The organism is Rhodococcus sp. MT28, from assembly GCF_058792695.1.
Genome location: NZ_JBXAFD010000050.1, coordinates 1 through 3,777, shown reverse-complemented (window position 1 = coordinate 3,777; position 3,777 = coordinate 1). Strand labels below are relative to the sequence as shown.

The following is a 3,777-nucleotide window of genomic DNA, read 5'->3' as shown; positions in this document are numbered from 1 at the left end:
ACCGCATTCAACACGCGGAGGACGACCGCCTGCCGCTTACCGCCGGCACCGCGTAACTAACGTCCGTGCCTCATTCACCTAGCGGTCGGGTTCAGAGTTCTCTTCCCCGGAATGGGTTCGTTAAGCCGCCGTAACAGCCCGCACACTCACTGATTGCGCAAGGCACGAACCAGGGTGGGACCAAATGCAGCGAATGCAGCAGTTCCTCCGGCAAGCGCAACGCCTACCATTGCGGCTTTGCGAGGTAACCCGCGACGAGCGGCGTCAGCCACCACGACAGCGTCGACCAAGTCCATCGCGATCCCGGCCCGCAAGGTCGCCCGCCGCACCGTCGAATCCGGATGCAGCGCAGCAGCACCCAGGACGATGTCACGCACACCGAACGCCTTAATCCACACGCCCAGGTCACTGCCAGGGTAGGCAATGCCCAACACGTTGTAGACCTGCTTCGATGCGATCGCAGTGGTCGCACCCCACAAAATCCGCCCGACGCCGATCGCCTGCGAAACCATACGTTCAGCCGAATTGTCCTGCTGCTGTATGCCGAGTGCCGTCACGACGGTCACTTTGCCATACCCCCACGAGTAACGGCCGAACTTGCCGATACTGGTAGTCCGACTGCGTCCGAGAAACGATGGAGAGGGCGACAACCGCCTACGACATCACTCCAAGCCGATCAGCGACGCGTTCGGCACCCGAGAGTCCGCTTTCGAGTGAGAGGTCCCGCTTGCCCCGGGTACCACCGAAAGAAATGCTGCTTCGAGCGGCCACTTGCCGAGAGGCGCAAGACGGGCACCGACCTTGTGAAGCCGCTGGACACCGTTATCGGTGCCGGCGGCTTCGTCATGTCCGCAGGGGGTACGGCCGATCCTCTTCATGGACGACGAAGAGGACCCCGCCTAGTGGTGAGATCCTCTTCGTCTTCAGGAGCAGCTTTCAGATGTTGTGGTTCCGGCGAACTTGGGTGCGAGCGGCCAGGATGACCGCCAAGAAGCCGCATACGAGAGCGATCACCAGCGCACGAAGACCTGCAATCCAGGGTGAGTGGTCACTCTGACTCCCTACGCCTACGGCCAGGAATACAGCGATCACAAATACCAGACTGGCAGCAGTTTTGTTCATTGCGGTGAATGTTTCTCGTATCCAAATCATTGCTTTAGCTGCTCCTCGTCAATTGCGTGTGGAACCACTATACGCATTTTGCGCTTTGAAGTTGGCCGCCGAAATTAAAGGCCAGTTCCAACTCGTTTCCACAGATTCCGTTGGTCGCGACTCGGTTCGCGGCAATTGCGACGGCCGGACCTGCGATAATGCCCGCAGCGGGATTGGCGGCGGCTATAACGCCGACCAAGAATGCGCCTGAACCTACGGCGAGATCAGTCTGATCCTGGCGATTGAAGTAAACGTAAATGTTCCAGCCCACTCCTACGCGAAGACGGGGAGCGATTGTCCCCGGCTCGACGGGTGCCGGTTCCGTCGTGTCGACTCGCACCCGCCCCTGGTCGTAACTCTTGAGCAGTTCACCATTCTCAATGGTGACAGAGGGCTGAATACCAGCATCTTCCATAGATTTTTGCAGGTCGCGCAGTTCGTCGATAGTGGGCTCGCCGGCTTGCTGGCTGACGGGAGCAGCCTGTGCTGGGGTGGCGGTGGCGACAGCGCCGCCACCGACCGCGATCAGTCCGATCGTCATGGCAGTGGTGATGACACGAGTGAGCTTCATATGTTGATAACCCTTCAGGTACTCAGTTCGCCGTTGAATGAGCAGGATTGTTTCCAGGATCGTCAAATTTGATCACGCCGAATGTGCATATTCGATCTAAGACAAGAGCGTATTGAGCCAGGAGCGTGTTCATGGGTTCGAACCATGAAACTGTGTCACACCCGGTTTTTGCGTCCTCAACAGCGAGCTGGGCGAGCAGTTCATATAATCGTCAGTTGCGCATTAAACGACTTGAGTAATCACCCCCGATACAACGATTTTGATTAACGTCCTTCGACGGTCGCACAAACAAACCGACCGCGCAATCTTTTTTCCTTTGGTAACGATATTGAGGACCAAAGTCCCGTTTAGGTGCGCCAAAGTTGGTTGGGCCAGACCCGAAAGCTAAGGAAGGCAAGAGCGAACAACGCCGAGGAGTGGCGGCTGCGGCATCACTCGCGGAGGCCCCATGCGATCCGTTCATACTTACGAAGGAGACCAAAGCAGAAGAGCCGTTGGTCCTGGATTGGACAGCACGTCAGACCTTGTTCCGGCACTGCTGATCGAGCCAAAACGATCCGTTCTCGAATGCGGTGATGCGCCGGATCAGTGTCGTTCGGGTAGGTCGACTTCGTCGGCGGTCTTGTCGATGCGCATTGCTTTGAAGGCTGGGTGTCTGAGTCCGCCGCCTGTGTACTCGGGGTACTCGACATCGTCCAGAGTTGCCATCTCGGCGCCTCTTCGCCGAGCGTTCACTTAGCTAGTCGGACTGGAACACCGATTTCGAGACAGCCCCAGATACCCTGCAGTGCAGGACTTTTCTGCGGTAGACGCCGACTGGCGGATGTACCTGCGAAGTGTGCGGCAAAACATCAGACGAAGAGTGAACGATCTGGCTCCGGTATCCACGCAGCATTGACTGCGTTGCCACCGTGATTGCTGGTGATGAAGTCGCGTAGGGGCGCGAACTGCGGATGCCCAGTTGCCGAATTCTGCCACAACAGTGACATGGGATAGGCGGGAGTGGGATTGGTGATCGGGATTCGCCGAATGCTGGGATGCCAGGGTGTGGTTGTTCCTTCTCCCCCGAAAGTGACCAGTGTGGTCGAGACGGAGATGCGGTCGACGATGCTCGCGAAGCCGATGCCGTCGGGGTGACGCTCCGTATCGATGACGATTCCACAGTATTCGCTCAGTTGGCGGTAGAAGTCGGCCACTTCAGATCCGAATCCGGCGCCGGGCACCCAGGCTGTGTAGCCGGCGAGGTCGTGAAGTTCCACCTGGTCGTGGTCGGCGAGCGGGTGGCCTTTGCCAACCAGGAGATGTAACGCATCCAAGTAGGCAGGTGCAGCGGCGATGTGAGATGGGAGCGGGCGAATGTGCCAGTGTGCGCGCGCGAACGCTGCGTCCACGCGGCCGTCGATGACTGCATCCCGTGATGTCAGTGACGGGCCGGCCATGATGAGTTCGATTTCTGCGTCAGGCCGCTGTTCAAGATAGAACCGCATCAAGTTCGCGTCAGCGATCTGATTGCCGTGCACCGCAACTCGCAGGACTGGCGAGTCCCGAACTGCCGTAATCGCCGCGTCGGCCGACGCCAAAATCATGCGCGCATGGGGAAGGAACCGGCTACCGACTGTGGTCGTCGTGACAGCACCGTGACGGCGCTCGAACAATCGCGTTCCCAGCTGAGTTTCGAGTTTGGCAATCCGCTTGGACACCGCCTGCTGGCTTATTCCCAATACCGACGCGGCCAGACCGAATTGACCTTCGTCGCTGACCGCCACCACCGCCCGTACCGCGGACAGGTCCAGATCCAAGACCGCCACCTGCTTCCACATCCACTAGTTGTCGTCAGTGCGTGTTGTTTGTTCGACGCACATGCACTCGAGCTGGTGATATACCTACCATGTTGCCGGGATCTGGACTGAATCATGACAACCAAATCGTGTTCCCTCCATTGAGCGGACGGCAATCGTGAGTCGGTCTTCGTTCGTTCATCTTCACAATCACACCGAGTACTCGATGCTCGACGGTGCGGCCAAGGTCGGCGCCATGTTCGAGGAGGCCGCTCG

Annotated in this window: 6 protein-coding genes; 1 reads left to right on the top strand and 5 read right to left on the bottom strand. The window is 58.6% G+C overall.

Features of this window, described 5'->3' with window-relative positions:
• Positions 1-146: 146 nt before the first annotated feature.
• The 5 genes from AC1Q6C_RS33460 to AC1Q6C_RS33440 form a co-directional block, all read right to left on the bottom strand.
• Positions 147-566: a hypothetical protein gene (locus AC1Q6C_RS33460; RefSeq protein WP_492667120.1), complete on the bottom strand. Its 420-nt coding sequence runs from the start codon at positions 564-566 to the stop codon at positions 147-149.
• Between the two features lie 370 nt (positions 567-936).
• Positions 937-1,122 (bottom strand): hypothetical protein, encoded by a 186-nt coding sequence (locus AC1Q6C_RS33455; protein ID WP_170320448.1) that lies wholly within the window; start codon positions 1,120-1,122, stop codon positions 937-939.
• A gap of 67 nt (positions 1,123-1,189) precedes the next feature.
• A complete protein-coding gene (locus tag AC1Q6C_RS33450) occupies positions 1,190-1,789 on the bottom strand; it encodes a hypothetical protein (RefSeq protein ID WP_019749996.1) in 600 nt (199 codons plus the stop codon).
• A 519-nt stretch (positions 1,790-2,308) separates the two neighbouring features.
• The gene (locus AC1Q6C_RS33445; protein WP_492667118.1) at positions 2,309-2,431 is read right to left on the bottom strand and encodes a hypothetical protein; all 123 of its coding nucleotides are present in this window, start codon (positions 2,429-2,431) and stop codon (positions 2,309-2,311) included.
• A gap of 143 nt (positions 2,432-2,574) precedes the next feature.
• Positions 2,575-3,531: a LysR family transcriptional regulator gene (locus AC1Q6C_RS33440; RefSeq protein WP_492667117.1), complete on the bottom strand. Its 957-nt coding sequence runs from the start codon at positions 3,529-3,531 to the stop codon at positions 2,575-2,577.
• 148 nt (positions 3,532-3,679) lie between these two features.
• Here AC1Q6C_RS33440 and AC1Q6C_RS33435 point away from each other — a divergent pair.
• On the top strand, positions 3,680-3,777 hold a 98-nt coding region (locus AC1Q6C_RS33435), incomplete at its 3' end, for a PHP domain-containing protein (RefSeq protein WP_492667122.1).

What these genes read in the sequence shown, in the direction of transcription:
- AC1Q6C_RS33455 (WP_170320448.1), bottom strand. Translation starts at nt 1,122, where the DNA reads ATGAACAAAACTGCTGCCAGTCTGGTATTTGTGATCGCTGTATTCCTG.
- AC1Q6C_RS33445 (WP_492667118.1), bottom strand. Translation starts at nt 2,431, where the DNA reads ATGGCAACTCTGGACGATGTCGAGTACCCCGAGTACACAGGCGGCGGA.